Source organism: Paenibacillus sp. BK720 (assembly GCF_011761545.1).
Taxonomy (GTDB): domain Bacteria; phylum Bacillota; class Bacilli; order Paenibacillales; family Paenibacillaceae; genus Pristimantibacillus.
This window is the reverse complement of record NZ_JAASRQ010000002.1, coordinates 1-25,754: the sequence shown is the minus strand read 5'-3', so window position 1 is coordinate 25,754 and position 25,754 is coordinate 1. Positions and strand designations below refer to the sequence as shown.

The following is a 25,754-nucleotide window of genomic DNA, read 5'->3' as shown; positions in this document are numbered from 1 at the left end:
ACAATTCACTTCCTTATTAGAAAATGGCGGATTCCGGTGCAACCTTCTTGGCAATTGAATTGACCGTCAAGACAAGTGCAAATCCAACCACGGACTGCATAAAGCCGATAGCGGCTGACATGCTCATATCGCCAAGATCCATCATGGCCCGGAACAAATAGGTATCAATGACATCCGTCGTCGGGTACAAAGGAGGATTGCGTCCAACAATCGCATAGATCATTCCAAAGTCCCCGTTGAAGATGCCTCCCACAGCAAGAATCAGAAGCAGAATAACGGTTGGTTTTAGCAAAGGCAGCGTAATGTAACGGATCTTCTGAAATCGGCTTGCCCCGTCAATAGACGCTGATTCATAAATATCCGGATTGATGCCGGAGATCGTTGCCATGTACACGATGGATCCGAATCCCGCTCCATGCCAAACTTTCAACAACACGAGAATGACCGGCCAGTACGCCGGTGAAGAAAGAAACTGAACCGGAGGTATTCCGAATACGGACAGAATTTGATTGATAAATCCGCCGTCCGTCGCGACGAATGCCATGACGAACATTGCAACAACAGTCCACGAAAGAAAATGAGGGAAAATCATCACCGACTGGGCGATTTTTTTGTACCATTTCCCTCCAAGCTCGGTGACCATTACCGCAATCACGACAGCAGCAAGGGTATTAAATAAGATAAATAATACGTTTAAAAACAAGGTGTTCGTAACAATTCGAATCCAGTCATCCGATTGAAAGAAGAACTTGAAGTTTTTCAAACCGACAAATTCGCTGCCGGTCATTCCTTTCATTGCTTTAAAATCCTGAAAGGCGATAACCATTCCGCCCATAGGAAGATAAGCAAAAACAAAAAACCAAATCATGCCCGGCAAAACAAGCAGATACAGAAACTTGTTTTTCAGCAATTCATAGAAAAAAGCTCCCGCGACGCTTCGTCTTTTTCTGATCGGATATGCTTGCTTGGGGTTGCTGAGTTCAGAAGCGCTCATTGTGTTCCTCCTTCGTATTCGCAACTTTTAGGATGACCCTACTGTATCTCCTCAACCACTTGGGAAAAACCTCAAAAAACGCTCAAAATGCCTAAATAAAACGAATGTCACGGGTTCAAAATTAAATCATCCGTTCAAAACATGCGAAAAAACGCTCTATAAGAAGCTAATAAGCCCCTATTCCTGTTAGATAAGGGGCTTACCAGCTGATATTTAGGCTTCCGCCACGCGTCCATTGCTGCTTTTCCGGAAATGATCCGGCGTTTTTCCGCAATGTTTTTTAAAGGAAATATAAAAATACTTCGTATTGTCGATGCCTACCATCTCGCCAATTTTATTGGCCGGCAAATCCGTAGTCAAAAGCAGCTCTTTAGCCTTGTCAAAGCGGTAATCCGCAATATATTGATTAAGAGAAACGCAGGCAATCTCTTTAAAAATCTTCCTCATGTAATTGACCGACAACCCGGCTACTTCCGCAAGCATTTCGACCGTCAGGTTAGAATCGGCATAATGGCAATGAATATGCTGCTTTAGCTTCTCCACAATGAGCACGTTCTTCTGGGAGTGCTGTTTGTCTCTTGTTCGGATAGCTGCATCCCCCAGCTCAACGAACCATTCCTCAATTTGGTCCAGCGTCTCCCATTTGTACAACTGCTGCCCGAGCGTACCTATATCATGGAGCATGCCGCTCAAGTCTCCTGAAGCCATCGATTTGGAGGTTCGCTGGACGCTGAAGAGAAGCTGATTCAGAAGAAACATCATTTCATCGAACGGCGCTTTCCGCAGAAGACTGAAATACTGCCTAATGGCTTCCTTAGTCCTTACAGCGTCGCCAAGCTTCATGCTGTCGGTCACCTGCTTCTCCATCGCAGAGGAAATGCTGTCCGCAATTGGTTCCCGGCTGTCCTCAATGTCTTCGGGGATAAAGCACTTCCTGCCGAATGCTATCCGGTATCGTGAAGCATGATAGGCTGACTGCCATGACAAAGGAATTTGCCGAAGCTCATCAACATAAGAGCCTAGAGCTGCTGTAACCGTTAACTTAAGAAAGCTTTCCACTTGCTGCTGGATATCAATCAGAAGCTGCTTCAGTTCCGCAGCCAAGCCGAATGGTTTCAGAAACAAAACAACGACTATGTCCTCCCCGCCATCAAAACTGAATGTTTGTAGCTGAGCGCCGCCAAGCTCCTCCGCAATATTGGATACGCCATACTTCAGCAGGTTGAGGTCATTTGGGTTGTAAGTCCTCTTCAATTCCCCGTAATCATCCAGACAAAGCATACCAACTTGAAATCCTGCAGCCGGAAGCTGTAACCCCAGCCTTAACAGTCTGCCTGTCAGATCAGACTCGCTGCTCCAGCCGCCGGTTGTCAGCAGCCGAAGGGTCTCCGCTCTCTCCGTAAAATGGTAGCCTGCCATGCTCGCTTGCAAGTCTTGTACCCTTCGTTCCAAGTAGCGGAAAGTCTCCGAAAGCAGGTCGAACTCGCTTACCGCCCCCGAATTCGCTGATTTGCTCATATTTTTAATAATTCGGTGAATGGGACCGTAAATCATTCGGGTGAATATGAACCCGATTGCAATAACAACAAACAAAATCATTGCAGTTACAAAAAGAATGTACCGCTGGATCTCATTTACTTTGCTCAGAAGGCTCGCGTAATCGATATCACCGATAAAAATCCAGCCCAAGCTATCGGACTTTATATAGAAAATGCGGTGATCGGTTCCATCGATTCCCGTTTCTAGCACGCCTTGCGAGGATTCGGAGTTCAAAATAGTTTGAACAGCAGGAAGCTCCGAAAGATTGGAGTTGATTTTCGCTTCATCCGAATGGGATATAACAACACCTTGCCGATTCAAAATCATGGATTGGAAAGACTTGCTTCCGGCGCCCTTCATCATCATACGCTGCAGAACCTGTTGGTCCAAGTTAAGAATCAGGGCACCATTGGATACATGGTCGTCTCGGTTACTCATATAGGCGATTGAGATCAGGTTGCCGTTAAACGGCTTCGTATCGTAAACAAACGATGTACTCCTGGGAATAAACACACTGTCCCGAAGAGTCTTTGTATTCTCAAGAAGATGAAGAATCTGTTGATCATAAAATTCAGAAAAACCTCTGACCGTCGTGAGCGAAGAGAAGACAAGCTCCTGCCTCGTATTGATTAAATAGACGGAGTGAACCATAGGGTTCGTATTGGCGAGATCCGTCAGCTCGCTGCCGATTCTCCCCATCATTTCCGTATCAAACTCATTGGCATAAAAACCAGCTTGAATATCTGCCGATCCGTAAGCGCTTGCAAAATGCTGATAGGTAGAGCTGAGCAAAATATTCGCCGTATTGTAAGACTGTTCCAGCGAACGGTCCGTCGATTGGGTTATTTCGGTCTTTAAATTTTCGGAAACCCTCGAAGTAATCGTAAGTGTCAGCGCGGCTATCACAACGAGACCAACAAATAGATAAGATAATATGATTCGTATTAATAGGCTCTTTCTGAATAAAAAACGGCGAACAGCTTTCATAAGCTCTTCCTCCCAGTCAGTTTCGTTATCCCTTCATTATAGAAACAGCAGCGGAAGCCTTGTATGCGGTATTTTTATGCAAGATGTCAGGTTATTTAAGAAGTTCCCAAATGAAAAAGGCAGGAGAGCTCGCCTCCTGCCCTACATGCCTTTTTGCCAATCTTCGTTAATTGCCGCTCGCAAGCTCCTCCCGGAGCAGTATACCGTTCCGGTATTCCTGCAGCAGCAAGCAGTTGCTGTCCAATTCCATCTGCTGCACGGTTATAATCTGTGTACGGCCATCTCGAAGCTCGACCGTTACCGTATTTTCATCATCGGCATGAACAGATTCTATCATTCCAGTTGTTTCATGAGGCTCAACGATGGTAATAAACCTTCCGATTCTGCCCCTTGACCGGATCCCGTAAGTCATTCGCCTTTGCGCTTCGTCTCCCGGAAAAGCGTCCGCGCCGATCAGCCCCACAAAGCGGACTGCACGAAGATGAGCGATATTAACCCTTATGATCGCCTCTTGCTCATGGTCAACCGGACTTGTCGGAATCGCGCGGGGATATTCATGCCCTACAATCGTTACGCGGCCGCCCTCGTAATCCTTGCCGATTCCGCAGCCGGCATCAACGTTTTCATACTCTGGGGACAATTCACTTATCCATAGCTTGGCGCCATCCTCGGTAATCATATACGCCTCTCCCCAGAACAACCCTTGCTTCGTCCGTTCCGGATATTTCTGCTCGTTGTAGACAGGATGATTCTTCACCCGCAGTGTCAACGTGTTGACGTGTTCACCAAGCTCAATCTCGACCTTGCCCTCGCCTAGTATCCATGCCCCGAAGCCGCCTTCCGCCATAACCTTGCCATCTACTTCAATCGCATAATCCATCGGTATGGTTATGCCATGATTCTCGGCAGCCCGCCCGAGAATCTGCTCCGTATGCCGCGGCCAAGCGGTATGAATATCCATCTTGAGCGAGCCTGGTATATTATAGGCAGACCGTGTCCCTCTCAAATCCTCGTCTGCGCCGAAGATCGTCTCGAATCGGGCTACGCTTGTTCCTTCTGCTTCGTACCATCGGCAATCCGTAATAAATTGGGCATCCGAAAGCGGATTATCCGACCATTGACTCGTATGCTTTCTCTCAACCAATTGATCCGCTTTCAGCTCTTTAAACCCTTTTATTTGGAACAGACAGTCATATTGATGCTCCTGCTCCCCCCGTACAAAATCAAACAGGACGATATAATCATCGGTTACACCCATAACCCGTTTCTGCCGGACAGGTTCCGTAAACGCCGACAGTTCGCCATACTTGGCGCCATCCGGCGCCTCTGGCAGCGAACTTGCGTTCATAGCGCATCGTTCCTCCAACGTCTCGTTGTCCCGATATATCATCCCGCCATACGGAGGATAAGCCCAGGTTGCCGTCGTTTCCACCGCAGCAGCTTGAATCGCCTTGCCGCTATAGAACAAGCTTCTTACGGAATCAGCAGGCACCTGTACTTTGCCGTCGACCACGATCATATTTTTCGTCATGGAATTTTGCACGTAAAATTTGTACATGAAATGGCCGTAGCCCCACCATACATGCTCGGGATTGTAGAAGCTTCGCCCATAACGCATGACGGAGAGAAGCTCAGTCCGGTCGAAATGTCCATGGGCATAACCATGCGAGCCGTACCTGAGCACCGCCTGAATCTGCTGCCTTTGCTCTCTTCCCGGCGTTTGGCTCCTCAGCATAGCAATTCCAACATTATCGGCGTAAGCATTTTTCCTCGCATAAGAGGATTCCGACTCCGGAAGATCGGCATAACCAAAGATCGGATCTGTCTCCTGATCCATTCTCATCACAGGGATGTACTCAGAATCCTTATAGTACTTATAGGCCAAATTGTAGGTCGCTCCGAAATGCACGCCCTCCAGTTTTCTTTCATTGGAATCATTCATACCGAAGAGCACCCCTCTGTCATCCAGAAAAGGAAGCGTAGCATCAAACATATCCTTTATACAAATGTAGCTCTTACGGTTGCCGCCCCACTTCTTGTTATACATTCCAAAGCGCAATTCGGCATCGCGGCCGCCATAAGTGCTGTTCACTTCATGATTAAACGGAATCTGGAAATGCGTATGCAGGAGATTCATGCCAAAAGGCAGCAGCGCATGTGCCGTATGAATATACATCGACGATACCCAGGTATTATAACTAACAGAGCATTCATGCCACCAACCGTCGTTGAACAAACCGTATCTCAGCTGTTCAATAGAGCCTCCCGGACCAAACACGAACCGAAGTGCTCTCTCCATATCCTGAATAGCCAGTGCACAATAGAAAGCACCCGTAATCTCGGAAATCAGCCAATTGGAGATATGTCCTCTCCGGATGTGATGATCAAGAATGTCCATGTAGATCCGGAAGCTTTTTTCCACCCCTCTGTGCTCTTCAGGTGTCAGAACCCCGGCATTATAGATAATGTCATACGGGATGGCTAGATGTTGAAAAAAATGCCCCTCCTGCACATAGCTTTGGCTGCAGCCCTTCTTTTTCCTCGGATAACCGTTCTCCTCATCGATGAAATAACGGAGGAACTGGGCAACCTTCTCGGCGTACCGCTTCTCTCTAGTGAGCGCATAAGCATAAGCGGCTGACATAATATAGTGCTCTTCATAGGTATCGTAACAGTAATCCCTCTCCTCTACGGGAACTGGCGGTCTGGCTACCCATGCGTCAGCATCTGCGAGAATACGCTCATACCCAGGCTTGAACTCATCATGCCGGTCGATCATCAACCTGCGTTCCGCCCACTGCTCTTTGTTCCAGTAAATATAAGGATGAGGAAGGCAACGCATCGTCTTCAGCTCTATTTGGCTAGCGCTTCCTCCATCCCCGTTCGGGACAAAAGCCAAAACAGTCGTTTCATGACCGCCTGGCACCATGGTCTCGTGCACCTGAATATCGGCTGTTACCTCTTTGCAGCCAAACGGCTCAAGCACGAACTCCTTGGATGACAGCTGTGGATGCAGGGACTCCCAGCCGTTGTATTTCTGTTTGACCGAGACTAGCTGGTGCGAATCCGTGCAATTATAGACGGTCATTGTGTAAACAACGGACTCCCCGGCCTCCCCGGACTTGCCTCTAATGTCCGCATGAACGAATAGCTTCTCACCCCGAACCATCTTCGCCGATCGGAGCTCGGCATTCCCTTGAAACTCCAGGCCGTCTAAGAAGCGCCAAATATTAGCCTGAGCTGCTTCCACATCGAAATCTCCAAGCCTTACTCTTACCTCATGATGGCCTGCGCCAGCTATTGATAATTTGGCTTGCAGGGTTCGGTTATCCGCGAAATGAGCATGAATGCTAATCTCCGCTGAATCTTCGACCGTAAAAACATTTAAAAGAATACCGTACCAATCCATCACATCCAGCGCAGAATCGTTTCCCCGCTCGAATCCAATCGGATACCAGCCTACGGCATCCGCAGCTGCAGGAAAACGAAGCAGCAGATTATCTTGCAGGTTGAAGCCATTAGCGGTAATAGTCCCTTCTGTCTTCCACTCCTTCAATAAATCAATCTGCACGATCATTGCGTAACCACTCCTTCCAACGCCGAATCAATCAAACGTACTCCGTAATGGTCCCTTACTAAGCGAATTGTCTTGTCTTGTGCTTGAATAGTAACTGTACCATCCCGCAAAATATCGACTTGCATTTCCGGCTGTCCTTGCTTCTTCGGATGCAGTAAAGTCAGGAAGCCATCCTTTGCATCGGCGACTGCCCGGATATAGTCCATCATGCAAGTTTCCTCTTCCCCGCTGTCAAAGAACGGCGTAGACCGTCCTTTCTCCAGCCTGATCGTATGAAGCGGAGTTAGAAATGCAGTCTCTAGATCCAATCCGTATACCCCGTGTGAATATATCCTGTTGCCATTAAGAACGGAGCGCTTGGACGCTACAGGCAATGTAAATAACACCTGGTTATCAAAATCCTCCACCGTGTCCCTTATGACATAGAGTTCAGGAGATTTCACAAACGAAACATGCCGGATATGACGCCCTTTCCCTTCCGGATTAAGAATCTCAATGGTAATGCTCTCCACGGAATCGTTCCTTGTTACCTCCAGCACACGACTAGTTCTTGGTACATCTGCCCATCCGCGCTCCAGACTATAGGTTCCGGCCGAAAGGTTGATTGCGCCTGTGCCTTGCTTTGGAATATTCGTAAACTTTGTAGCGAATTGCAAACAGGAATGGGAATAAGAGCTGATATGCCAACTCGTACTGCTGTCGAAGTAACCCTCGATTCCCGAATCCATAACAAGAGGAATCGAGTTTTTGTACAAGATGAATGAGCCTTGATCCAAATGTCCGTGACCGATTGGTTCCGGACTCGACATGATGGCGAAGTAGCTTTGATTTCGTTCTCCGAACCGGTTGCGGAATATATAAATACCAGCTTGAGGGAATTGGTCCGTAGAGCTCAGCTCCAGCGAGCGTGTAGGTACGTATAGATCACCTGGGCCCATGATATTCTCCAATGCTATGCCCTCGCCCCATAGTTTCTTATAAGGTTTGCCCGCAGCCACCCAGGTATGGTACATCCGATCCGCTAAACGGCGGTCAACCTTTTCTACATCCTCTAAATATACCGCGAAGCTACCGAACTCTTCTCCGCCGCCAAGCGCATGATCGCCGAAAGGCGGCGTACCGATCCGTCCGGAGAAATACTCGTATGCAGGTGTCTGCATCTCTATGCTGAAACCAAACATCCGGGTTAGTGGCGTTATTTCAAACCAATTCTCCCCTTGCACATTTTGCAGTACCTTGGCATAGCCGGCAAAACGTTCAAGAGCGGCATGATGATACCGGATCGACTCCGGCCAGGACGAATCCGGGTTTATGTTTAGCTCCAGTTGTGCTTTCAGTATGGTGTTAGCGTTATACAGCCATGTATGCCGATTCGGAAAGTCGTTTAATACCATCATCATAAAACCCGTTCCGGCACACATGTCCGTCTGCCAGTTTGTGCAGCCTGCCTGCGCATCGTAAGCTGTCCATTCGGTCCTGTCCCTTAGGTCAAGCATATAACGCAGCAAGTATTCGACCATTCCGTAAAAGCGCTTCTTCTCCGCATCGGAGAAGACCTCTGCCTGCTTAATGAAGGAGTAACTTACCGCGGCGCTGCTTAGAAGTCTTCCCCCTTGCACAGCACCGTAGCTGTCGCTGCCCTCCGGACGAAGATTCGTAACAAGCCAATGCTCGGCTCCTTGACAAAAATCATTTAGAATGTACAGAAGTGCATGTTTAACTTTTTGAGCGTATACAGACTCTCCTGTCACCGCGTAACGAATAGCGTCGCATTGCATAGCCATTTGGAAACGCCCACCGGGAAGATGGGATTTTCTGTTAAACGCATAATCAAATGTCCCTATGGCTTTACCTTCAACATCCAGGAATGTAATGACGGTCTTCAGCCCCTTCTTGAGCTTACCGTCCAGCTTCGCCTCAAAGGTTAAGGTATATCCGGCATCGCCCTCCACAATAAAGGTTCCTTCGTAGTGCCAGGAGCCTTCATCCTCCTTCGTGGGGTTGCAAATATACAGCGAACGTCTTGAGTCCCCTTCCCTATAACGTGGATTAGCTTGTGAAGACGTATTGGCAGGCTCCAACCGGTATCGGTCACCTCCGCCACAATAGGGATACTTGTCTTCCCACTTCATGATGGGCCTTCCTTTTCTTGCTTCCGGCACCCAATCGTCTGGCTTGCCAGCACCTGCATCAAAACCCCGGTTACCGATCGTCAGACTGCCTCCGCTCGCTGATAAGATATCGAGATTATCAATCCAGACATGTCCAAGACCATCCTGCTCATTGTCTTCGGAAGGGAGGATAAACGACAACGTAGCTTGAACTGCACCTTCTGGCGTACGAAAGTTTACGATTTTATCCGTAGAGCTCCACAAGTAAAAATGTCGGTTTAACTCTTCGTAGTTTGATGCACCGTTGATCAGCATGGAAACGGCATTCTCGATATAATTCAAGCTATAGTGGTCCGAAATTCGGCTAATTTCTTCATACTGCTTCCGGATAAGAACATCCGACTCGATCATCGATTTCACCCGACGTAACCCTTCCTGGTCCAAGTAAAGGGTAGAGGTAGGCTCGACATCCGTACGAAGTACACGGGAATGACGGAGCTCCCGAATCCGGTTGAAGCAATCTACGACAGCCCGTGCCAATTCCTGCATGGGATTTCCGGAACTATAGCACTCCTTCTTCTTTACTAACACTTGTAAAGAATCTAAGAGCTTATTGCCAGCTGCCTTATTATAAAATCCTATTTCATCTCCGTACCTTATTCCCGATAGCAATTCATTAGCCTTTGTTATCGCTAATTCTGCCTTACTCAGGAGCATATCCTCGCTACCGAGCAATTCCTGCTTTTCAAACCATTCAATAGCAGTCTCAAGACCGTAATGGGTATATACATCCCCCTCTTCCTTAAAGGGAGGTACCATCGTAAATCTTTTGGCTGCAAATGGAATGGCCTCATCTTCGCGTGGTACATAAAACTCTCGACTTCGAGAAAAAGGAAGGTTAGTTGTTCCGTCAAGAGCTTGTTGGGCTGCCTGCAACATATCCTCCAAAGCTAACTTGGCTCCATCTGTGTAGTACTCTCCTCTGGACTCCAAAATTTCCTTAGCCCGATTCACTAAGGCCTCCAGCTTCTCCCGATATTCTGTTCTGAGCATCATTACATCACCTTTCCCCTATAATAGATTCCCCGATTCTCCCATGCCTGCGTACAACGGGTAAGTCTGCAATTTTAATGATAGGGTTGAAAAGTAACAATAATCACAACGAAATCTTCAGCAAAAATTTTGAGCGTAAAGACAGGGGTTTAAATTATGAAGATGTTAAGAAAACAAGACGAGAGCTGTGCTATTTTCTCCTTGGTGGTGAAACTAACAGTTCATTATTTGGAGGCGATTACAAGAGTCGCGCTGATCTGAAGCGGTTGTAATGCTGAAGCGGTTCCTGCAGCTTACCGGCTTCATAAACTACACTGTGCGGAATAACAAATCCCCTTTCCAATCAAGCACTTGGATAGGGGATTTGTTTCTAATACTTCAATTAAGACTTTCCACGCTAGTCCCTTCATGGTTCACGTATTTGAAATAGTCGAAGTCCGCATGCTTCATCGTCCCTGACAAGTCCTGCGCACAGAGACCGACAAACGTGCCGGTAAAGCCAAGTTTTCCTTCATATTCATCGGATAACTGTCCCAAATCCAAAACCGGACCAACCGCTTGCCACGCCAATCCATCTGGAGAGCAATAAAATTGTACGCGTTCGTAATCGATTCTTATCTTCATATAGCAGCGATTCCAGCCTTCGACGGATACATACGCATCGTCTGGTTCATCGTATTGGCCTAACCGGGTTGTGATCAGTGCTACATGCCGGCCTCTCTCTTCATCTCGGCTCATTCGCAAATAGAAATGATCGGATTCATCGTAGTATAGTGTCAATCCGGCCATTTGATTAAAATGCTCAGGCTCGAATTCTAGGCAGGTCTCCGCTTCGCAGCAGAATTCCTCCAGCCTTCTTGCCACCATGCTTTGACGGAACCAAGAGTAAAGCGATTCCCTGCCGCGAAGCCGTAGAAATCCCGGACGTTCTGTCAAGCTGAGCCAGTCTTCAGCAGCAGGCACTCTCAGCGTAAAAAATTGAGCACTAAGCTTATCATGATCGAAATGATCCACTGCCGGCAACACAGGGAACGGATGCAGCGGCAAATCCGGCGGCTCCATGATTAAAGCTGGTGCTTTCCCTCCGCTTGCCAAACGCAGCCATCCGTCCTCCGTCCAAACGACCTTTGCCAGACCGGTCTCGCGTCCGAGCGGGGATAATCGTCTTCCCGGTAATGAACGTGCGCAAATGTAGGATAAATACCATTCCCCGTTTTGCGTTTCAACAATCGCGCCATGACCGGCCTTTTGAAGCGGATGATCCTGCACGTCCACCGTCGTAATGAGCGGATAATCGGGATCGTATTCATACGGACCGTCAATATAGCGTGACCGCGCCAGTGTCGCCGCATGATTCCAGCCCGTTCCACCTTCAGCGAGCAGCAGATAGTACCAGCCTTCACGCTTGAACAGAAATGGACCTTCCGTTACGCCAATTGATGTCCCTGTAGCAACAGTCTTTATCGCGCCAATCAGTTTTCTTTGGTCCGGACAATATTGTTGCATCACAACTCCAGCGAAACGGTTCTTCCCCTTGCGAAAGTCCCACCTCATATTAAGCAGCCATTTGCTCCCGTCGTCATCATGGAACAGGAACGGATCAAATCCGCTACTGTTCAAATAGAGAGGCTCGGACCATGGTCCGTTAATATCCGTTGCCGTAAGCAGATAATTATGCAGATCTTTAAAAACGCCGCGACGTGCCATAACGGTAGTAATCATTAAATAAAAGATGCCATTGTCGTAAGTCAGCGCTGGTGCCCAGATACCACCGGAGCTTGGCACACCACGCAGATCCAGCACGGACGCTTGGTCAAGCGGGCGGGATATGACGTGCCAGTTAATAAGATCACGGGAATGATGTATTTGTACGCCCGGGAACCATTCGAACGTTGAAGTGGCGATATAATAGTCGTCGCCAACACGAAGCATGGATGCATCAGGGTTAAAGCCCCGCAATACAGGATTATGAATAATGGTCATTAGGTTATCTCCTTCGACAAAAAGCCGCCGTATGGATGATCGATCGGCGGCTTCTTGATTTATACAGGCTGATTCATTTTAACTACCAGAGATAAAGATCATTGCCCTTCAGCTTGAAAATGGCTTCGATGAAATAATAATCACCGTAAATAATAGCATGATGATGTGTTTTGGAATGATAGGCACCGGTTCCATTCTGCAGGATTGCATCCGTGGATTCTGTCCAATCGCTACGGGACTCGTCGAGCGTACGGAGTAATTTAATAGCTGCATTTAAGAAGAAATCCTTCTCGTAAGGACCGACACGCTTTGCGATTTCAATCAGGCCGCAGGCAGCAATCGCTGCAGCAGTATCATCTTCCCGCCGCGGCTCAGCCGGCTGACGGAAGTCGACCGGGATAACTCCGCTATCCGGAATATTAGCAATAAAATAATGCGCAATACGTTTCGCTGTCTGCAGGTACTCCTCTTTGCCGGTATGAATATAGCTCATCATAAAGCCATACAGCGCCCAGGTTTGCCCCCTTGTCCATGACGAACCTTCTTCATAGCCTTGACCGCCATACGTCTTCACCACTCCGCCGTTAAACGGATCGAACTCAACGATGTGATTCACCGAACCATCCGCTCTAACGAAAGCTGACATCGTCGTATCCGCATGCTTCATGGCGATTTGCTTAAAGCGAGGATCCCCCGTCTCTTCCGAAGCCCAATAAAGAAGCGGAATATTAAACATGCAATCGATAATTGCCCAGCCTCTTGTATCCTGCCCCTCAAGATCATTCCAAGCCCGAATGAAACCTCCGGCAAGATTAAATCGTCCTGCCAGCAAATTCGCAGCATGCATCGCACGTTTACGGGATTCCGGATTGCCCGTTACCCGGTAATTGGCCACACTGGTAGGTAGCCACATAAACCCTACATCATGATGCAGACCATAGTAGTCCTGGAAGCATTGATCCAGTTTACCTTCCGAAATTTGGGCGATTCCCTTGTACTTTTCATTGCCAGTCTCGTGGTACATAAGCCACATCATGCCGCCCCAGAAGCCGTTGGTCCACCAGCAGAGTCCGTCTGCGGCATCGCCTGTCGGATTGTGCGCCGAACGGTCATCGTATGTGCCATTAATCGTTGTATAAGGAATCTTATCTTTTGTCTTCTCGCTTACCCATTCCATCTTATTGGAGATTTTAGCAATAACGCCATGCAGCCATACCTTATCCGTCTCATTCAACATAATGAATCTCCTCTACTACTATCCTTTGATTGCGCCGGAAGAGACGCCTTTAACAAAATACTTCTGAAGGGACAGGAAAGCAATCAGCACTGGCACAAGTGACATAGTCGTGCCCGCGAAGATCATGTCCCAGCGGGAAGAGAACTCGCCGACATAATAGAACAGCTCGACGATCATCGTCTTCGTCTGCCCAGAGGGGAGAACAAGCATCGGCATTAGGAAGTCATTCCAAATCCCTAAGCCTTGCAGCACGACCATACTCGCTGTAACCGGTCCTAGAAGCGGGAATACGATACGCCAGAAAATTCCGATCCGGGTACAGCCGTCAATTTCTGCCGACTCCTCGATTTCGCGCGGAACACCTTTAAGGAAACTGGTGTACAGCAGGACACCGAATCCAACCGAACCGGCAATGTAAATCATAATAGGTCCAACCAAATTGCCAAACAGCCCCATTATATTTAATTCCTTGAACAGCGGAATCATATAAACCTGGAACGGAACCATCATACCGAACAGGAAGAAAACAAAGACAGCATTCGTCCACTTCTTGTTATTCCGTTCAATAGCGTAAGCTGCCATAGGGATAATAACAATCATGGCTGCAATAGAACCAAGTGTTAGAATAGCACTATTCAGCATCGCTTTCGGATAGTCCGTCTTCGTCACCAAATACTTGAAGCTTTCAACATAAAATCCTTTCGGAAAAGCTATCGCGTCCTTCATAATTTCTGCGTTCGATTTGAAGGCGGACATAATGTTGAAGAAGATCGGAAAGACAAATACAATAGCGATGACAATTGTGACAACGAACAAAAGAATATTGCCTGCCGTCACTGGTGTTTTAGCTTTTTTACTCATTTACATCTGCACCTCCCTCTTGCGAAGCACGCGAATTTGAATCAGCGATACGATCAGGATGAGAATGAACAGCACGATGGCAAGTGCGGTGCCGAAACCTTGTCTGCCTTCGCCAAACGCCACCTTGTATATAATATAAGTCAACGTCTCTGTTGCGAAGCCGGGGCCACCGTTGGTCATAACTGCGATCTGATCAAACAACTTCAAGGAATTGATCATCGACAGCATGACACATACCGTTGTAGCACCTGCAAGCAGCGGGAAAGTCACGTGACGGAACTGCTTCCATTTACCCGCCCCGTCAATACTTGCCGCTTCAAGCAGCTCCTGCGGAACTCCTTGCAGACCTGCAAGGTAAATGATCATATAGTAGCCTGAAGATTTCCACACCGTTGACAATATGATCGATAGCAAGGCAAAATCCGGATCGCCGAGCCAATCCGCTTTAATGGAACCTAGTCCAATCATATCAAGCACCTGATTAACGACCCCAAAATTGTAGTTCAGAATAATCATCCAAATAAAGCCCATAATGATGCCGCTCATCAATACCGGGAAATAAAAGATGCTGCGAAAGAAATGACGTAGCCAGCGCACCTGGTCTACCAATATGGCTAGCAGCAATGCAACAACGTTCTCCAAGACTACAAGTGAAATAGCTACAATGATTGTGTTTTTTAATGCATTATGAACCCGTGGACTTTCCCAAATTTCCTTGAAGTTGTCTATACCGATGTACCGGACATTTTCACTAATTCCGTCCCATGAAGTAAAACTTAAATAAATACTGCTTAAGGTGGGAAGCATGACGAACAGACTATACAGGATAAAAGCCGGCAGTATAAACCATATCGCGTAGCTCCGCCACCATTGCTTTCTTTTCTTAGTTAATGCTGTGGCACTCATAACGCACTCCTCCTGCCTCTTATAGAAAGAAAACCTCTGCCGGGTAAGCAGAGGTTATCCCGCATGTTTATTTCTAGGATGTTATTGACTATTGGCCTTCACATTGTTGTCGTATTCCGTATCGGACTGCTTCATGTATTCGTTAACATCGGCATTTTTGACAACCAGATCCTGCAGCAACTTATAGAACCAGTTGCGGAATTGCGGAGGAATCGCATTATCGCCGAACCATTGGTTAATCATCATCGATTTCTTAACAGAAGTATCAGCCATCAGCCTCAGCACTTCCTTCATCTGCTCGCCTGTTTCGTAGGTAACTTCGGCTTTAGTCGTCGGAATACCATTTACCGTCGCCAGATATGGACTGTATTGCGCCGCATCAAAGAAGAATTTAATAAAGGCTGTAATCGCTTCTACCTTTGCTGGATCTTTGGCTGCTTCAGCCGAGAGAGACCAGCCCGCCAGTGTTGGCAATCCGTTCACAATAACCGAACCGTCTTTGTTAGGAAGCGCATAGAAACCGTATTCAAAGTTTGGATCTGCTTCGGAAATTTGACCAAACATCCATGGACCGGAGTATAGTTGAGCGGCTTTGCCGGAGATCAGCATCGATGCCGTTTGGTTATCAGCCGTGCTAAGCCAGCCTTTGTCTACATATTTCGTAAACAAATCTTTGTAATCCGTTATCGCTTGTACAACCGCAGCATCCGTGAAGCTTGCTGACTTTGCTGTACGCTTGGAGTTCCAGTCCGGATCGTTATTGTACACATTATTAATCAGGAAGTAGTTCACCCAAAAGCCCATGTGGAACAAATCTTTACCGCCTACAACAATTGGCGAGATGCCTGTTGCTGCCAGCTTTTCCTGGATAGCAAGGAATTCGTCGTACGTCTTCGGCAATTCCGTAACACCAGCATCTGCATAAGCTTTCTTACTGTAAATGATTCCGTTCGGCGCGTTGCCTGTCAGCGGAGCATTGTAATATTTACCGTTGTATTCCGGCAGGTAAGTGAACAGATCGTGGAGCTCCTGCGGAAGTTCAGCCAGCTTGCCTGCATCTGCGAACACCTTCGTGTCGCGCATTTCTACCAGATCGGGAAACTCGCCAACGGCATCTTTTGTTTTCAGCCAGTCCAGATAAGAGTCGCTGGTTGTTTCGCTAATGTTCTTGATCGTAATGTTAGGATTAGCTTCCGTGAAAGCATCGATCGTTGTTTCGATCGCCTGCTTAGTCGCCGGATCGCCGGTCGCATAAGCGATCGAGATCGTTACGGGCTTAGCCTTCTCTCCCCCATTGTTCGAACCTTGAGGTTCGTTGGACGATGAGCCGCTGTTTGAACCTGAATTGTTGTTTTGACCCCCGCATGCCGTTAGCACTAACGACAGGATCAGGACCAAGGAAAATAGCTGAAGGAATGATTTCTTTTTCATCTTTCTGTAACCTCCCTTTTAGGATCAGCACTTCTTCAAGGATGTCGACTTCCTTGCCATTAAGCTTATCATCGCCTGCATTTGCGATGAATGAAGTTTTTTAAGCCTCATGTGCAGGTAATTTAAGATGTTTCACCATGATAGGAAATAGCAGCCGGATGGAGGTGCCTACATTCTCTATGCTGCTTATCTCGAGGCCATACGGCTCTCCGCAGGTCGTCTTAATCCGGTCGTGCACGTTCTTCAGACCTACATTTTTGCTTGGCGCTTCCGGCTTCGACAGGAGCTGATTCAGCTCTTGCAGCTTGTCCCCGCTAATGCCCGCCCCATCGTCATATACCGTAACGCAAAGCTTGTCCTCCAACCGCTCGACGGAAACAAGCACGCTTCCTTTGCCACCCTTCGGGCGAATGCCATGCTGAATGGCATTTTCTACAATAGGCTGCAACGACAGCTTAAGTAACTGGTAATTTGGTTTTACATTATCAGCAACCTGAAGCCTGAGATCGATCCGATTCTCATACCGGACCCGGATAATGTAGAAATAATCCTTCAGATGATCCAGCTCTTCCTCAATAGAAACCCAGTCTTCCCCGTAATCGATGACGTATTTTAATTGGTTTGACAAGGCCAGGATCATATCCGCTACCTCACTGTCATCGTTGTAGACCGCGTTCATCCGGATAACCTCGAGCGTATTGTACAAATAATGGGGGCGAATCTGGCTCTTCAGCGCGTTCAGTTCTGCCTGTTTTTGCTTGATTTCCGCAACATAAGCATCATTAATGAAGACTTTAAGCCTGTCTAACATCCGATTGAAACCAACTGCCAAGCGTCCGATTTCATCCTTTTTATAATCCTGAATCTGAATATCCAGATTCCCCATCTCTACTTTATTCATGTGCTGCAGAACCTGACGGATGGGGGCAGCTAGTCTTCTCGAGAATAAAGTACCCATGCCAAGAAGCACGATCGCGCAGACGGCAATCGCAATATATACGGTTGATTGGGTGGATGTGAGCTGCTTGAACAATTCCTGCTTAGATACTCTGATAAGAATACGTCCATCCAAGTAAGGAATATCGCTGGTAAACACAAGAAGTCTCGTATCATTGACGCTTTTGAAGGATGCTGCCTGCTCCGAATCAACCGGAGCCGGTTTATTGCTATAATACAATCGGTCGTTGCTATCCAGCACATACAGCTCGTCATCCTTGTTAAGATTCAACTCCTGGAATAAGCTGTCCAGCACACCGGCATCAACTTCGATGAATAAGCTTCCCACAACCTTCGGCACTGATGTTAATGTGCCTGAAATGTCAATCAAATTACGCCCGAATGTAATGACTTTCTGATTCTGCGAATTGTAATAAGTCTCGCTGTGAGTCGGATAAATAGACAGATGGTTCGGATCTTTCTCTAGCGGCTTCAGCCATTCTGCGACCGGCAGCTTTTCTATCTGCAGCGGCTTGCTCTGCCTCGTCTCATAGTAGATCTTTTCGTCCATGGAACGAATGAAAAACACGCTCCTGATATGCTTATCGCTGTACAAGACCGTTCTTAGAAATGCGGCGATCGGAATATTGTTGATCTGCTCGTTCTGGTTGACATTAACGGTCTGGTTCGTCGACTCGTTATGCGAATATCCTTCGTACTTTCCCGTATACATAAGGCGGGTAATCTCGTCATAATCGGAGAAAAAGTTATTCACGTTATAACTCATATAAAGCGACATCTGCTTCAGATTATTAACCGTGAATTGCTGAACATGACCCGTGAACGCCTGCAGCGAAAAAACGCTAAGAGCGATAAGCGGAATGAGTCCGACCATTAGGAATGCTGCTGAAAACTTAACGAATACGCTGTTCCACCATTTTCGAATGATTAATCCCCTCCGCCATAATCCCTCAGAGCGTTCTTATACTCTTGAGGCAGCCTGCCTGTTTGTTTCTTGAACATGTCGCTGAAATGCCTTGCATTGTTATAGCCGACTTTCTCCGCAATCTCATAGACCATCATGTCGGTGTGCTTGAGAAGAGATAGAGCATGCTCCATCCGCAAATCGGTTACATATTGCTTGAAATTCCGTTTCATCTGCTTCTTAAAGAAGCTGCTGAAATAATAAGGGTTCATAAAGGCAACCGCCGCAACAGACTCCAGCGATATATCTTCCATATAATGCTGCTCGATATATTGAACCACTCGGGCAATCATCGTCTGCTCCTTGTGATCCGGATTATCGCCGATCCGATTGAATAAGAGCTGCATCATATCGTAGACCCCCTCGCACATCTCTTCGAAAGTCTCGTATTTCCCCAGCCGGCTTTGCAAATGCTGAATATCAAAGCCCCAGTCCGACATGGGAGCATCGGACTTTTTCACTTCCTGCACGATATAAAGCAGTGCCGAGAAGCAGGTCGACACCGCAAGCTGGCGGTTGCCAATTGCGGCGGATTCAATAACCTGAAGCAGCTCCTTCACCTTAAGCAGAACGATGTCCCAGGAGCCTTCCGTCATAACGCGGATAATTTCAGACTGTAATATGAACAGCTCCTTCTCCCTGTCTTTGCGCTGTTCAGGCTTCCGGTATCGGATGACCCGGTGCAATCCTGTAAAATACGTCATCGATAGCGCGTGCTCTGCTTGTTCGCGCGATTGGCTTAATTGAGACAATTGTTTTACAGATTCCCCAACTCCGACGGATACGTTAAGCTTCAGATATTTAAAGATATTGTCCTTAATGGTTTCCGCCAGACGAACCGGCAAGCCGGGCTCCTCATAACTCAAAGCAAACACGAAGCTGCCGGCTTTCTCGTAGGAATAACCTTGTCCAATTCCCGCAATACTTTCCTGCACAATATTATGAATAGCGAATTGGACCAGCTTCTGCGTCTGCATCGGCCATCTTTCGTTATCGTTACCGACCGGATCAATTCTCGCAGCACCTATGGTATATAGCGGCCCCAAAAGCTTTTCTGTCAAATAACGGTAGCCTTCGGACTGTTCCGACAATGTACCCTCGGCAAGCTGCTCGACCCATCCGTCTACCTCATCGTCATGATTTTTTCGCTCGAGCAGGTCCAACTTGCTGCGCCGGCGGTCCTCCTCACCCTTTTCAAGAATAAGGGAGAGCGCTTTAGCCAGCACCGCTTCGAGATCCGATTTTTTGACAGGCTTAACCAGATAATCGACTGCACCGTAGGCAATGGCATCTCTGGCATACTTGAATTCCTGATAGGCGCTGACAAAAATAACCTTGCAAGGCAGCTCGCGATGCTTCACTTCCTTTATAATGTCGATTCCGCTTAAATGCGGCATGCTGATATCGCTGATCACGATATCAGGCTTACGCTGCTCGATCATCTCAAGAAGCTCTTTCCCGTCGTACGCGAATCCAATAATGTCAATCCCTTGCTCTTCCCATGGAATCAGCTTGCTCAGTCCCTTCAGGATAAGCGGCTCATCGTCGGCTAGAACGACTGTGACGTTCATCGTGACCTCCCCCTTCATTTGCTCTATGTTTAAGATTATAGCTCAATACTACATGCCCATGTCGATGCTGGAACAGGGACGCGACTTTCGATCGCGTCCCTGCATGCCCTTCTATGTTAATACTCTAGTATATCCATCTTTAACGTATTGCAATTATCCAGCAGGTACGATTCCCGCGTATCTTCGTATTTCGCATGAAGCTTCATTCCGTCCAATACTAACCGGTCTACACAACGTATATCCATAAACGTTGCACGGCTCCAAGTCGGGTAATAATTCTCGGATACCTTCTCCGGATGGTTATTACGCAAATCCCATACCTCCGGGTATTCGTTTGGAATATCTTCCTTTTTAACTCCCCCGATAAACGTATAGGCCATATTCCTTATCGTTAAATCACGGATTGGATAAGGTTTGCACGCATCAACCCGAATCCCGCTGAATGACGGGCAGCCCATGACGTCGTCGGTGAATCGATAATGGGTTTTTCGCATCTCTTCATCATCCACCGCAATGATATCCGTCAGTGTGATCCGTTCCAGCGTGCCGATCGCCGGCATTTCATCAAGACCAATCGATGAGCCAATAACATCCAAGCGGTTGTTCAGAATAATAAAGATCGGCCGCGAAACATTTCTCATCACGAGTCCCTGCGCCACGATGTCTGTAATACTCCCGCCTTCCGTACACTCGATTTTAATGCCTTCCCGCCATACATTCTCAAACGTGCAATTATGAATAGCCACATTCGAAATATCTCCGACAGACTTCAATCCGATTCGGACAGCTGCGCATATCGAGGTGAAATGGCAATTGCTGATATGGACATTTTTCATCGGAAAATCCTTGCTGCTTGCCTGTAGGCAAAGATTGTCATCGGTGCCGAGAATTTTGCAATTAGATATAAACACGTTTTTACAACCGTCATAATCCAATCCGTCCCCGTTATACCGTTTGTCATTCCGGATATCGAGACCTTCACACCAGATATTTTCGCTGTCCAGAAAAGCTGTCGTCCACGCCGTTGAGTTGTATAGACGTAGACCTTTGACATGAATATTCCGGCAACGAAGGAAGCGCATCATCATCGGACGATAGATGCTTCCTACGTTCGGGAAACTCTCGGCGTTGCCGTTAATCTCGCCTTGGCCAACCACGCCGATATTCTCCGCGTCCTCTGCGTAAATAAAGCATTTATCCATATCCTTCTCATTTACGTAACGGTTATAATGCGTCCCGTCCGGATAATCTCCGATATCCGGATTGGCAAGCAAAGTTGCGGAGGGATTCACCCGCAAATAGACGTTTGATCTGAGAAAAATCGTTCCTGAAACAAATGTGCCTCCGGCAAGTACAACATATCCACCGCCAGCTTCATGACAAGCATCAATAGCTTCCTGAATTGCGCGCGTGTCAATCGAAATGCCATCACCTACGGCCCCGAATTCTTTTACATCGAATAGATCCTTCACCAAGCGTTCCCCCAATTACTGCTGCATAAGATTAAGTTCATTCTATAGCGCGCTTTCCGGGAGCGGTATGTGTTTTTTATAGAACTATGTGCTCTTTTTTAAGAATTTTGTAACACGAATGCGCAAGCCATAATCCGTCCGTATCAAAAAGACAATCCACCTCGCAAGGGGATTGTCTTTGCTTATTACAATATTTTATTGATTAACTACTAGTCACTTCTTCGCCTTATAAAACTCATGATACAGCTTCATAAGTGCTCTCTTCTCAATCCGCGACACGTAGCTGCGGCTAATCCCCAGCTCCTTCGCGATCTCCCGCTGCGTCCGTTCATCCCCGCCATGATCCAGGCCGAACCGGCCGCGGATCACTTCCTGCTCCCGTTCGTCGAGAATATCGAGATTGCGATAGATTTTGCTCTTCTCGATTTTCAGCTGTACCCGGTCCACGACATCATCGGCCTCCGTGCCGAGGATATCGATCAGCGTAATCTCGTTCCCCTCTTTGTCCGTGCCAATCGGGTCATGCAGGGACACATCCTTGCGGGTCTTCTTCAAAGAGCGCAAATGCATAAGTATTTCGTTTTCAATACAACGAGCGGCAAATGTCGCCAGCTTGGTGCCTTTTCCGGTCTGGAAGCTCTCAATCGCTTTAATCAAACCAATCGTTCCGATCGAGATTAGATCCTCGAGATCTTCTCCTGTATTATCGAATTTTTTCACTATATGGGCGACCAAGCGCAGGTTATGTTCAATAAGTAAGTTGCGCGAATGTGCGTTGCCTTCGGCCATCAATTGCAAATGCTTCATCTCTTCCTCTTCATGCAGCGGCTGCGGGAAAGCATTATTTTTCACATAAGATACAAGCAGTGACAACTGCTTAATGAATAGCGCAATAGCTGCAAACAACCCCATACTGTACACCCCCATGCTGTAATGGAAAGACTCCGTACTAAGCCATCCTCCGAATACGTCAGTTCTACATTGTATGTGGGCATAGGCCTAAGTGTGCATGTACAGTATGGGGTAATCATTTTTATCGTGCTCGTGGAAGGCCTGATTCATTTCATTTAGATTGGGTAAACTACCTTAAGACATGGAATGTTAGCCGAGGAGGTTGTTGATTCATGAGCAGACGAGATAAGCATAATGATGAATATGATGAGTTCTATAACGAAACCTCGAATACAGTAGCCGGAATCAATACGCCGAAGGATCACGAGAGCTCCGGTCCAATCGACATGATCAGCGAAGCCGTCGAAGAATTCATGGAGAATGTCCAGCATGCTTTCGACGGACATACTGAGCATCGTGATCATTATGATGAGGATTAGATTGGTAAAGGGTTGTTCTCTCCAAGGAACGACCCTTTGCATTTTCTCTTCACCCATCGCAAAATGAATCCATACCATGTGGTATTCGATCTAACAGGCTGAAAGTTGTCATTGACAAAAAAAGTTGCACGAGTACAATAAAATTAAGAAACAAAAAAATCCGCTCTGCATACTCCTAAGTATGTGGTTTTTTTAGACAGAAAAGTTGCACTGATGCAACAATATTAGCTAAGGAAAAGACAAGAGGTGATTTTCATGATGGAGACATCCGTTACGCAGTCGCAGGATGAAGCTTGGCGTACGCAAGGTACGCAGCCTTCCTTGCCGGAAGTACACCGTTCGCTCCGCATTCCAACAAAGGGCTCCTGGTTGAAAAAGTTTATGGCGTTTGCCGGACCCGGCTACCTTGTAGCCGTAGGTTATATGGACCCGGGAAACTGGGCAACGGATATAGCCGGAGGCGCCATGTTTGGTTACACGCTGCTTTCGGTTATTCTGATCTCAAATCTGATGGCAATTCTCCTGCAAGCATTGGCAGGAAAATTGGGTATAGTCACAGGGAGAGACCTTGCGCAGGCATGTCGGGACCATTACAGTAAGCCGGTTGTCTTTACGTTATGGCTGCTATGCGAGCTGGCTATCGCCGCTTGCGATTTGGCCGAGGTTATCGGCTCAGCGATCGCGCTGAATTTATTGTTTGGCGTACCTTTGATTTACGGAGTAATCATAACCGTGCTCGACGTCTTTATTGTTCTTCTTCTGCAGAATAAAGGTTTCAAGTATATCGAAAGACTTGTTATTGTTCTAATTTTTACAATCGGAGCTTGCTTTATTACCGAGATTTTTCTGGCAAAACCGGATGCACCGGCTCTGTTCTCTGGCTTAATCCCCAGCCAACACATTGTCACTAACCCAATGATGCTGTACATTGCCATTGGTATCCTTGGCGCTACCGTAATGCCGCACAACCTGTATCTGCATTCTTCCATCGTGCAAACCAGACGTTACGATCAGACGGAGCTTGGCAAACGCGAGGCCATCAAATACGCGACATGGGACTCAACCATAGCTCTGTTCTTCGCTTTATTCATAAATGCCGCAATACTGATCATCTCAGCCGCTACGTTCCATGAAGCAGGTATGACCGAAGTTTCAGAAATCAGTCAAGCGTATGATTTATTAACACCGCTTCTCGGTACGGCGGTTGGTTCCGTTCTATTTGGTGTAGCGCTTCTTGCTTCGGGGCAAAACTCGACGCTGACAGGCACGCTTGCCGGTCAGATCGTCATGGAGGGCTTCCTGAACATCCGGCTTAAACCTTGGCTTCGCCGCCTGATTACGCGGCTGATCGCCATCATTCCGGCCGTTATTGTTACCGCGATTTCCGGTGAAAGCGGCACGGCACAGCTCTTGATTCTCAGTCAGATTATTCTGTCGTTCCAATTGTCCTTTGCCGTCGTTCCCCTTATTCAATTCACCAGCGACAAAAAGAAAATGGGCAATTTCGTTAATCCGCTATGGATGAAAATACTCGCTTGGTTTGTAGCTGTTGTCATCATCGTCCTTAACGTGTTCCTGCTATACAAAACCTTCTTTGGTTAAAAAAAGCCTGCCGTTTACGAATGCGTAAACGGCAGGCTTCTTTTTATTATTTGGTGAACACGTGGTTCCCGATCTTTACGGTTACCGGGCGCGACTTCATCCATTGGGAATTCGTAATTTTGGGATTGTAGAAATACAAGGCGCCATGCGTAGGATCAATCCGCTTTGCTGCATCCTTGGCAGCATCCAATGCGCTGACCGTCGGCATCTTCCAGAACTGCCCGTTGCTAACGACGCTAAATGCGCTTGGAGCAAAAATAACTCCTCGAATTGTACTTGGGAAACCGCTCGTTTTTGTACGGTTTAAAATAACGGCCGCTACGGCAATCTTCCCTTTATAGCTCTCGCCTCCCGCCTCTGCGTTAACGACTCTCGCCATACGGGACAAGTCAGAGCGGTCTACGGTTACTTTGTGCAGAGCGTGCAGCGTTGCGGAGCCGGCAACGCCATCGGGCTTCAAGCCAGCGCCCTTCTGAAAGGCTGCTACAGCAGACTTCGTTGATATGCTAAAATAACTCGTTATATTGCCTTTATAGTAATCCAACATATAAAGTCTTTCCTGCAAATCCTTAACCTCAGTCCCTTTGCTGCCTACCTTTAACGATGCAGCCGACGCCTCCAAAGGCAGGCAGAGGATAGATGCTATCAGCATCAACAAGACGAGTGTGCCAAGCTTTCGTTTCATGTATGCGATCCCTCCAGTATGTATGCTTGCTTGTCTTTAGACTCGCGTTTTTTGAGTTTACCATAACTATCCTGAATAATTGGGTATTCATAGAAATTTCTCATTCGTTCTAATATTACTCTCATTATTCATCATAATTTATGGCTAATTACTCATTACTCTATATTAATTCGAAAATATATTGCAGTTATGGTCGGTATATATCCATACAAATGTTTACAAACATTTATCTGTAAACAACAAAAAAACCTGCCTAGAACAGGCAGGTTTAATATGTACGTGGCCTTGCGCCTTGAAAACTGGATGCGAAAGTTTGAATCCCTTAAGTTTCTTGCGGGGTCCCCGAAAAGTAATCGGAATAAGCTGCAACGCTTAACTTCACTTTTTGGGGGTTGTTTTAGGATAAGCCCTCGACCGATTAGTATTCGTCAGCTCCACACATTGCTGTGCTTCCACCCCGAACCTATCAACCTCGTCGTCTTCAAGGGGTCTT

Annotated in this window: 16 protein-coding genes and 1 rRNA gene; 2 read left to right on the top strand and 15 right to left on the bottom strand. The window is 47.2% G+C overall.

Translation table 11 applies throughout. The features are described 5' to 3' along the window. Window positions 1–16: 16 nt before the first annotated feature. The 13 genes from FHT67_RS07200 to sigK all read right to left on the bottom strand — a co-directional run bounded on the left by FHT67_RS07200 (window position 17) and on the right by sigK (window position 22,555). Window positions 17–994: an ABC transporter permease gene (locus FHT67_RS07200; RefSeq protein WP_132307116.1), complete on the bottom strand. Its 978-nt coding sequence runs from the start codon at window positions 992–994 to the stop codon at window positions 17–19. 213 nt (window positions 995–1,207) lie between these two features. Beyond that, entirely contained in the window at window positions 1,208–3,520 is a 2,313-nt protein-coding gene (locus tag FHT67_RS07195; protein WP_167196929.1) for a helix-turn-helix domain-containing protein, read from the bottom strand. A 166-nt stretch (window positions 3,521–3,686) separates the two neighbouring features. After that, window positions 3,687–7,097, bottom strand: a complete 3,411-nt coding sequence (locus FHT67_RS07190; RefSeq protein ID WP_167196925.1) for a hypothetical protein — start codon at window positions 7,095–7,097, stop codon at window positions 3,687–3,689. Then, window positions 7,094–9,757 carry a heparinase II/III domain-containing protein gene (locus FHT67_RS07185; protein WP_243867015.1) on the bottom strand — a complete coding sequence of 888 codons (2,664 nt, stop codon included), beginning with the start codon at window positions 9,755–9,757 and terminating at the stop codon, window positions 7,094–7,096. Before FHT67_RS07185 ends, FHT67_RS07190 begins: the two co-directional genes overlap by 4 nt. A gap of 882 nt (window positions 9,758–10,639) precedes the next feature. Further along, a complete protein-coding gene (locus FHT67_RS07180; protein ID WP_167196922.1) occupies window positions 10,640–12,244 on the bottom strand; it encodes a glycoside hydrolase family 43 protein in 1,605 nt (534 codons plus the stop codon). A gap of 82 nt (window positions 12,245–12,326) precedes the next feature. Next, window positions 12,327–13,481 carry an AGE family epimerase/isomerase gene (locus tag FHT67_RS07175; RefSeq protein WP_167196919.1) on the bottom strand — a complete coding sequence of 385 codons (1,155 nt, stop codon included), beginning with the start codon at window positions 13,479–13,481 and terminating at the stop codon, window positions 12,327–12,329. A gap of 18 nt (window positions 13,482–13,499) precedes the next feature. Beyond that, on the bottom strand, window positions 13,500–14,342 hold the full coding sequence (locus FHT67_RS07170) for a carbohydrate ABC transporter permease (RefSeq protein WP_132307124.1): 843 nt from the start codon (window positions 14,340–14,342) through the stop codon (window positions 13,500–13,502). After that, window positions 14,343–15,248: a carbohydrate ABC transporter permease gene (locus FHT67_RS07165; protein WP_167196916.1), complete on the bottom strand. Its 906-nt coding sequence runs from the start codon at window positions 15,246–15,248 to the stop codon at window positions 14,343–14,345. 81 nt (window positions 15,249–15,329) lie between these two features. Then, window positions 15,330–16,679 carry an ABC transporter substrate-binding protein gene (locus tag FHT67_RS07160; protein ID WP_167196913.1) on the bottom strand — a complete coding sequence of 450 codons (1,350 nt, stop codon included), beginning with the start codon at window positions 16,677–16,679 and terminating at the stop codon, window positions 15,330–15,332. Window positions 16,680–16,779: 100 nt separating this feature from the next. Continuing rightward, window positions 16,780–18,510 carry a cache domain-containing sensor histidine kinase gene (locus tag FHT67_RS07155; RefSeq protein ID WP_167196909.1) on the bottom strand — a complete coding sequence of 577 codons (1,731 nt, stop codon included), beginning with the start codon at window positions 18,508–18,510 and terminating at the stop codon, window positions 16,780–16,782. A 53-nt stretch (window positions 18,511–18,563) separates the two neighbouring features. Continuing rightward, window positions 18,564–20,171 carry a response regulator gene (locus tag FHT67_RS07150; RefSeq protein ID WP_167196906.1) on the bottom strand — a complete coding sequence of 536 codons (1,608 nt, stop codon included), beginning with the start codon at window positions 20,169–20,171 and terminating at the stop codon, window positions 18,564–18,566. A 116-nt stretch (window positions 20,172–20,287) separates the two neighbouring features. After that, a complete protein-coding gene (locus FHT67_RS07145; protein WP_167196903.1) occupies window positions 20,288–21,643 on the bottom strand; it encodes a glycosyl hydrolase family 28 protein in 1,356 nt (451 codons plus the stop codon). Window positions 21,644–21,856: 213 nt separating this feature from the next. After that, window positions 21,857–22,555, bottom strand: coding sequence for an RNA polymerase sporulation sigma factor SigK (gene sigK / locus FHT67_RS07140; RefSeq protein ID WP_015845870.1), 699 nt, complete (start codon window positions 22,553–22,555; stop codon window positions 21,857–21,859). Window positions 22,556–22,767: 212 nt separating this feature from the next. Between sigK and FHT67_RS07135 the strand changes: the two genes are divergently transcribed. Together FHT67_RS07135 and FHT67_RS07130 are read left to right on the top strand one after the other, a co-directional pair. After that, window positions 22,768–22,974: a hypothetical protein gene (locus FHT67_RS07135; RefSeq protein WP_167196900.1), complete on the top strand. Its 207-nt coding sequence runs from the start codon at window positions 22,768–22,770 to the stop codon at window positions 22,972–22,974. Between the two features lie 255 nt (window positions 22,975–23,229). After that, window positions 23,230–24,576, top strand: coding sequence for an Nramp family divalent metal transporter (locus tag FHT67_RS07130; RefSeq protein ID WP_132307131.1), 1,347 nt, complete (start codon window positions 23,230–23,232; stop codon window positions 24,574–24,576). A 46-nt stretch (window positions 24,577–24,622) separates the two neighbouring features. Here FHT67_RS07130 and FHT67_RS07125 read toward each other — a convergent pair whose 3' ends face one another. Both FHT67_RS07125 and FHT67_RS07120 read right to left on the bottom strand, forming a co-directional pair. After that, window positions 24,623–25,261, bottom strand: a complete 639-nt coding sequence (locus tag FHT67_RS07125; RefSeq protein WP_167196897.1) for a cell wall hydrolase — start codon at window positions 25,259–25,261, stop codon at window positions 24,623–24,625. A gap of 398 nt (window positions 25,262–25,659) precedes the next feature. Then, window positions 25,660–25,754 (bottom strand): 23S ribosomal RNA (locus tag FHT67_RS07120); the annotation flags it as partial.

What these genes read in the sequence shown, in the direction of transcription:
- FHT67_RS07200 (WP_132307116.1), bottom strand. Translation starts at nt 994, where the DNA reads ATGAGCGCTTCTGAACTCAGCAACCCCAAGCAAGCATATCCGATCAGA.
- FHT67_RS07195 (WP_167196929.1), bottom strand. Translation starts at nt 3,520, where the DNA reads ATGAAAGCTGTTCGCCGTTTTTTATTCAGAAAGAGCCTATTAATACGA.
- FHT67_RS07190 (WP_167196925.1), bottom strand. Translation starts at nt 7,097, where the DNA reads ATGATCGTGCAGATTGATTTATTGAAGGAGTGGAAGACAGAAGGGACT.
- FHT67_RS07185 (WP_243867015.1), bottom strand. Translation starts at nt 9,757, where the DNA reads ATGCAGGAATTGGCACGGGCTGTCGTAGATTGCTTCAACCGGATTCGG.
- FHT67_RS07180 (WP_167196922.1), bottom strand. Translation starts at nt 12,244, where the DNA reads ATGACCATTATTCATAATCCTGTATTGCGGGGCTTTAACCCTGATGCA.
- FHT67_RS07175 (WP_167196919.1), bottom strand. Translation starts at nt 13,481, where the DNA reads ATGTTGAATGAGACGGATAAGGTATGGCTGCATGGCGTTATTGCTAAA.
- FHT67_RS07170 (WP_132307124.1), bottom strand. Translation starts at nt 14,342, where the DNA reads ATGAGTAAAAAAGCTAAAACACCAGTGACGGCAGGCAATATTCTTTTG.
- FHT67_RS07165 (WP_167196916.1), bottom strand. Translation starts at nt 15,248, where the DNA reads ATGAGTGCCACAGCATTAACTAAGAAAAGAAAGCAATGGTGGCGGAGC.
- FHT67_RS07160 (WP_167196913.1), bottom strand. Translation starts at nt 16,679, where the DNA reads ATGAAAAAGAAATCATTCCTTCAGCTATTTTCCTTGGTCCTGATCCTG.
- FHT67_RS07155 (WP_167196909.1), bottom strand. Translation starts at nt 18,510, where the DNA reads ATGGTCGGACTCATTCCGCTTATCGCTCTTAGCGTTTTTTCGCTGCAG.
- FHT67_RS07150 (WP_167196906.1), bottom strand. Translation starts at nt 20,171, where the DNA reads ATGAACGTCACAGTCGTTCTAGCCGACGATGAGCCGCTTATCCTGAAG.
- sigK (WP_015845870.1), bottom strand. Translation starts at nt 22,555, where the DNA reads ATGGGGTTGTTTGCAGCTATTGCGCTATTCATTAAGCAGTTGTCACTG.
- FHT67_RS07135 (WP_167196900.1), top strand. Translation starts at nt 22,768, where the DNA reads ATGAGCAGACGAGATAAGCATAATGATGAATATGATGAGTTCTATAAC.
- FHT67_RS07130 (WP_132307131.1), top strand. Translation starts at nt 23,230, where the DNA reads ATGATGGAGACATCCGTTACGCAGTCGCAGGATGAAGCTTGGCGTACG.
- FHT67_RS07125 (WP_167196897.1), bottom strand. Translation starts at nt 25,261, where the DNA reads ATGAAACGAAAGCTTGGCACACTCGTCTTGTTGATGCTGATAGCATCT.